We start from the raw sequence: 5,419 nt of genomic DNA, 5'->3' as shown, positions 1-5,419 counted from the left end.
GCTTGGCCAGAAAAATGAGTCGTTCTCGCTGTTCTAAACTAAGTGGTACAGAAACAATTCGAGGCATGGGTGAACATCTGTTAACTAAAAAAACTTTTTCGCATGATTAGTTATTTTTGTCAACTTACCATGTATAAGATAATTGATATTAGTCTCTATTATTGATCTAAAAGGGAATTGTCCAAAGAACTGAATGAACCGTACCGGGTTTGTCGGAGAGTCAATATTCTGAGAGACTATCCCGATGACAAAATTAAAATATACCCCTGAAATCAGAGAAAGAGCGGTTCAATTATTGATTGAATCCGAGAAAGATTATCCATCGAATTGGGCTGCAATCACAGCAATTGCGCCTAAGATTGGTTGTACTCCTGAAACACTTCGTGCCTGGCATCAAAAGCATTTAGATCAGCAAAATCCTATTAAAGTACAACAGATATCTGACCAAGAAAAAATGAAGCAAATGGAACGTGAAATTAAAGAATTAAAGCGTGCCAATGAAATTCTACGCAAAGCAGCCGCTTTTTTCGCCAAGGCGGAGCTCGACCGCCCACACAAATAATGGTGGATTTCATCCATAACAATAAAGACTTATATGGTGTTGATGCGATTTGTAGGATTTTACCGATCGCAGCTTCAACCTATTACCGGACTCTAGATCTCTGCGAAAATCCAGAACATCGAGCAAAGCGAGATTTACATGACTTGCATCATGCTGAGGAGATTAAACGAATTTGGAAGGAAAGTTCAGGTCGGTATGGTGTACGTAAAGTCTGGCAAAAACTGAAACGTGAAGGCTATATTATTGCACGCTGTACTGTTGCTCGATTAATGAAAAAGCTAGGTATACAAGGTGTTTGGCGAGGTAAGAACAAACAAACCACCCGTAGCCGAGATGACCAAAAACGAGCAGATGATTTAGTGAAACGTAATTTTACTGCTGATCATCCTGACCAACTGTGGGTCAGTGACTTTACGTATATTCAAACAAATTCAGGCTGGGTCTATACCGCCTTTATTATTGATGTGTTCTCACGAGCAATTGTTGGCTGGAAAGTATCTACACGAATGAATACAGATATGGTGCTCGATGCATTAGAGCAAGCATTGCATGATCGAGGCATGCCAAAGAATGTGATTCATCATTCCGACAGAGGTGTGCAATATCTTTCTATTCGCTATACCAATCGTTTAGAAGCTGCAAATTTACGAGCATCAGTCGGTACAACTGGTGATTCATACGATAATGCTCTGGCTGAAACGGTGAATGGCTTATACAAAACAGAGGTGATTGAATATTTAAAAGCAGATTGGCAAGGTTTAGCAGATGTACAACTTGCGACACTAAACAGGGTAGATTGGTTCAATAAAAAGCGTGTACACAGTGCACTGGGTTATGTATCGCCTTTTGAGTTTGAAGCAATGTACTATGATAAGATTAACCCGTTAGGTCAGGTGGCCTAACTTAAATAAAAAAGTCTCCGACAAACCCGGTACGGTTCAATTTCTGGAACCAGAATTCATACCAAAATTTAAGTGCGAGCATTGTCAACGGCATTCTAAAATTGACCCCTTTGATCTCGTATTAAATTTCAACCTGGGGCTGAATCCCAATTCTTTTTTTATCCTTCAAACGATAACTCTCACCCGATATTTGTACCACATGACAGTGATGCAGCAACCGATCTAACATCGCAGCGGTCAACGTAACATCATCCGCAAACGACTTAGACCATTGGCTAAAGGGTAAGTTACTCGTCAATATCGTACTGCCTTTTTCATAACGCTTGGCAATCACGTTAAAGAACAGATTCGCTTCTTCACGTCCAAACGGTAAATAACCAATTTCATCGATAATCAGTAACTTTGGTCCCAGTACCGCACGTTGCATATAGGTTTTCAATTTACCTTGCTGATAGGCTGTACTCAGTTGCAGCGTGAGATCGGCGGCGGTAATAAACTTGGTTTTGACATTGTTCATGATGGCCTTATAGCCTAATGCCATAGATAAGTGCGTTTTCCCTACACCGCTAGCCCCGAGAAACACCACATTTTCTGCTCTAGCAATAAAGCTCAGGTTGAACAACTCGACCACCTGTGATTTGGGAGCACCCAGTGCATAATTAAAATCGTAACCTTCCAGCGTTTTCACTTGAGGCAGGCCTGAGAGTTTCATCAGGACCTGCTGGCTGCGCTGTTGCCTGGCAGCATATTCATGCGTCAAGATAGCTTCAACAAAGTCGGCATAACTTCCATCTTGACCTAATGTTTGTTGTGCATGATGTGACCATTGTGATGCGATGGCAGGCAGATTGAGCTTTTGGCAAAGTTGCTCTATACGGTCGTATTGCAGATTCATCAGGAAACTCCCAGCAACTGGTCATATACCGATAAGGGATGCTGCAAACTCTCGTAGGGCATGACATGCTGTGCTGCTGCAACAGGTACAGTGCTAGAACCTGTATCTGATTGCGGTAATGGCGTAAATTTTTGCTGCTCCTGTTGCAGTCGAACAGCCGGTTTTTCTTGCGTGGTGGCATGAATCCGCTGATTGGCGGTTTCATGCAGCCACCGGCCAATGTGGGCATTGGCGACATCAACATCTAACAGTAAACCCGAAGTCTTCAGGCTTGCTTTCAATGGCACAATAAAGCTTGATTTGAGGTATCCATTAAAGCGTTCAACTTTGCCTTTGGTCTGTGCACGGTAGGGCTTACATACGCGAGGACGAAAGCTGTATTTCTTGGCGCAGTCGAGCAGTTTGGGATTCCATTTATGCTGCCCCTCCTGATAGGCATCCCGTTCAATCATGATCGTTTTAGCGTTATCAAACAGGATTTCTTGAGGTACTCCTGCAAAAAACTGAAATGCATTTTCTAGACCATCGATCCATGCATCCGTACGTTCATGATCATAAAATTTCACGAAAGTCGCTCTGGAATACCCTAATGTTGCGACAAAGGCTTTTAAAGTCGTGTTGTTGCGTCGAATTGTCGTGAAATCTACCTGCATTTGTTGGCCAGGTTGGGTTTCAAAACGAATGATCGGTTCCGGTTGAGCAACTGGTTTTAATGTTGCAAGATATTCCCTCAAGATCCTGATCTTTCCTGGATATCCCAACCCTAAAATTTCCTGGTAGAGCACAACAGCAGGAATCCATTCAGGATGAGCTGCGTTTACACGTTGGAGTAAATAGGGTTTATATGGGTCAAGGATACTTATTCTAGGCTGTATACGCTGATACTGAGGTGTGGTGTTTTGCCGTAAATATTTACGTACGGTATTTCTGGACACCCCCAGTTCACGACTAATGGCTTTAATAGATTTACCTTGTTGATGAAGTATTTGGATTGTCACTGCTTGCTCCAAAGTTAACATGTTGAGCAGTCCAAAATGACCGCTATATTAACCAAGGGGGTCAGTTTTTAAATGCCATTAGGGGGTCATTTTTACACTGCCGCTAACAGCATATCTGATTGTTGGGTAGCTACACTTTGAAATCTCAAAACAGATAAAGAATAGAGTAATGGATAAAGACATGCCGTTGTAGTCGAAGCATTGAACAGCACAACAATTCGATTTTGAGTTGAATGCTTTTTTGAGAGTTTGATTGTCTTTAAGAAGAACATTACACAATTGAAGAACTAAATGAAGTAAACACTATATAGACTTAAATAAAATTAGCCTAGAATTATTTTTTTAATAAGTCATTGTTTTATATATTGTTTATCTATAAACACAGAGAGTTATGAACTTAAAGTACTATGTACTTAATTTAACATAATCTATATTATACGCAATTGGCATGTTAGAACCCATTCAAAATGTCTATATTCTCACCAATAAAAATGTCTAGTTTATGATGGCTTAAACATCATGGACTGGATATGAAATATAGATGCTGATCACTATGTCTGACAAAGAAATTCAACGTCTTGCTGTTCTGCAAGACGTTCGAGATCATCGTATTACCCAAGTCCGTGCTGCTGAAATCCTTAATCTTTCAACCCGTCAAATTACCTGGTTATTATAGAAGCTCAATCAAGATGGTGTTTCAGGTATGGCGCATGCCAGTCGTGGTCAACCTGGCCATCGTCGCCATGATGATTTATTAAAATCAAAATGTCTTTCCATTATTTCTGAACATCTGCTGGGATTTGGATCTACCTTGGCTCATGAAAAGCTCACTACCATTCATGGATTCGATATTTCAGTGGAAACACTACGTTCCTGGATGATTGCAGCCAATTTATGGATTCTGCGATCCAAGTGCAAATTCTTATTTAATGATCATTAAATTTTGTGCTAACTTGGACAGATATTATTCGGCTAATTGGACAAACAGTTATTGTTCTTTAAGATGATTAATTAATCGCTCATAGTCATTTTTAGAAAGTTTACCAATGTAAGTTAATTTTGTTTTATCAATTGGCAACTGATATGTCTGTACGGTATCAATCCATGATTTTTTACTTAGTCCAACCGATTCCCAATCTATAATTTCAATATATTTACGTTTAATAAAATCAGATTTATTGTCATATTGACTACTTAAACGGAATACGATGTAGTCTTTTTTTGTTTGTCGAATATATAAAACAGGGCGAGTTTTGCCATCTACTATATCTGTCAAACCAACATAAGCCCAATACAAATCCTGTGCCATTAGTACCCACCATCATCGTTTAAAAATGCTTGAGCAGATTTTGTATTAGATACTTTTACACTTGGGATATTATGGCTAAGAGCTATGAGCTGTGCTGTATTAAAATCATCATCACTTATTTGATTGCTTACAGGGATTCGACCTGTTTTGGCTATTTCAGCCATGACCATACTAAAAACAGATGCAGGGGTTAGCCCAACTTTTTTAATAATGTACTCTGCTGATTCAGAAATAGCCTCATCCACAGAATATTGAACTCTCTTTTTTATTAGCTTAGACATTTAACACCTCTCAATCTTGTTAAGGCCATTTAATGCCATAAAATGGTACAAGGCAAGTGAGTAGTAAGTGGTAAGCATCCGGCTAACACAGCCTTACCAAGCGATCCTATAAGCCTTAATTTAGTTCCCACCTAAAAACAAGTGGGGACTTAATCCATGAACATGGATATATATTCAGCAACACCTCCTGTTGCTAAAAAACGCAGAACATACAGCAAAGAATTCAAACTCAGTATTGTCAATGCCTGTAAAAATCCTAATACCTCGATCGCTTCGGTCGCACTGCAACATAGTATTAATGCCAACCTTGTCAGTCGTTGGATCAGGATCTTCAGCCATCATGATGGTGCCGTGCAGGATCCTACTCATGTGAATCCAGCATTTATTGCTTTGCCTTACACTGCTGCAATCAGCCAACCTATTGATGAGAGGATCACGTTGTGTATCACCGTGCCTCATACGAATAATGATA

General features: G+C 39.9%; 6 protein-coding genes, 2 pseudogenes and 1 other annotated feature. Of the genes and pseudogenes, 3 read left to right on the top strand and 5 right to left on the bottom strand.

The window, feature by feature from the left end; translation table 11 throughout:
* A pseudogene (locus FTV38_RS18325) lies at positions 1-67 on the bottom strand (helix-turn-helix domain-containing protein); the annotation flags it as partial.
* Between the two features lie 177 nt (positions 68-244).
* On the opposite strand from FTV38_RS18325, the gene FTV38_RS16460 reads away from it, so the two are divergent.
* A protein-coding gene (locus tag FTV38_RS16460; protein WP_159153816.1) for an IS3 family transposase occupies positions 245-1,464 on the top strand; the annotation gives its coding sequence in 2 pieces (ribosomal slippage) (positions 245-521 and positions 521-1,464; 1,221 coding nt in all).
* Positions 520-636, top strand: a sequence feature (AL1L pseudoknot). It overlaps the preceding gene by 117 nt.
* Positions 1,465-1,585: 121 nt before the next feature.
* Here FTV38_RS16460 and istB read toward each other — a convergent pair.
* Together istB and istA are read right to left on the bottom strand one after the other, a co-directional pair.
* Positions 1,586-2,359 (bottom strand): IS21-like element ISAba8 family helper ATPase IstB, encoded by a 774-nt coding sequence (istB, locus tag FTV38_RS16455; protein ID WP_159153815.1) that lies wholly within the window; start codon positions 2,357-2,359, stop codon positions 1,586-1,588.
* A complete protein-coding gene (gene istA, locus FTV38_RS16450) occupies positions 2,359-3,378 on the bottom strand; it encodes an IS21-like element ISAba8 family transposase (protein WP_159153814.1) in 1,020 nt (339 codons plus the stop codon). Before istA ends, istB begins: the two co-directional genes overlap by 1 nt.
* Positions 3,379-3,898: 520 nt before the next feature.
* On the opposite strand from istA, the pseudogene FTV38_RS16445 reads away from it, so the two are divergent.
* A pseudogene (locus FTV38_RS16445) lies at positions 3,899-4,270 on the top strand (ISNCY family transposase); the annotation flags it as partial.
* 75 nt (positions 4,271-4,345) lie between these two features.
* Here FTV38_RS16445 and FTV38_RS16440 read toward each other — a convergent pair.
* Together FTV38_RS16440 and FTV38_RS16435 are read right to left on the bottom strand one after the other, a co-directional pair.
* Complete coding sequence (locus FTV38_RS16440; protein WP_127800962.1) at positions 4,346-4,666, bottom strand: hypothetical protein; 321 nt, start codon at positions 4,664-4,666, stop codon at positions 4,346-4,348.
* Positions 4,666-4,947, bottom strand: coding sequence for a type II toxin-antitoxin system RelB/DinJ family antitoxin (locus tag FTV38_RS16435; protein ID WP_127800960.1), 282 nt, complete (start codon positions 4,945-4,947; stop codon positions 4,666-4,668). Before FTV38_RS16435 ends, FTV38_RS16440 begins: the two co-directional genes overlap by 1 nt.
* Before the next feature lie 156 nt (positions 4,948-5,103).
* On the opposite strand from FTV38_RS16435, the gene FTV38_RS16430 reads away from it, so the two are divergent.
* A partial coding sequence (locus FTV38_RS16430) for a transposase (RefSeq protein ID WP_180022990.1) occupies positions 5,104-5,419 on the top strand: 316 nt, incomplete at its 3' end.

Source organism: Acinetobacter sp. YH16044 (genome assembly GCF_013417145.1).
Taxonomy (GTDB): domain Bacteria; phylum Pseudomonadota; class Gammaproteobacteria; order Pseudomonadales; family Moraxellaceae; genus Acinetobacter; species Acinetobacter amyesii.
This window is presented reverse-complemented; position numbering and strand designations above follow the sequence as displayed.

What these genes read in the sequence shown, in the direction of transcription:
- istB (WP_159153815.1), bottom strand. Translation starts at nt 2,359, where the DNA reads ATGAATCTGCAATACGACCGTATAGAGCAACTTTGCCAAAAGCTCAAT.
- istA (WP_159153814.1), bottom strand. Translation starts at nt 3,378, where the DNA reads ATGTTAACTTTGGAGCAAGCAGTGACAATCCAAATACTTCATCAACAA.
- FTV38_RS16440 (WP_127800962.1), bottom strand. Translation starts at nt 4,666, where the DNA reads ATGGCACAGGATTTGTATTGGGCTTATGTTGGTTTGACAGATATAGTA.
- FTV38_RS16435 (WP_127800960.1), bottom strand. Translation starts at nt 4,947, where the DNA reads ATGTCTAAGCTAATAAAAAAGAGAGTTCAATATTCTGTGGATGAGGCT.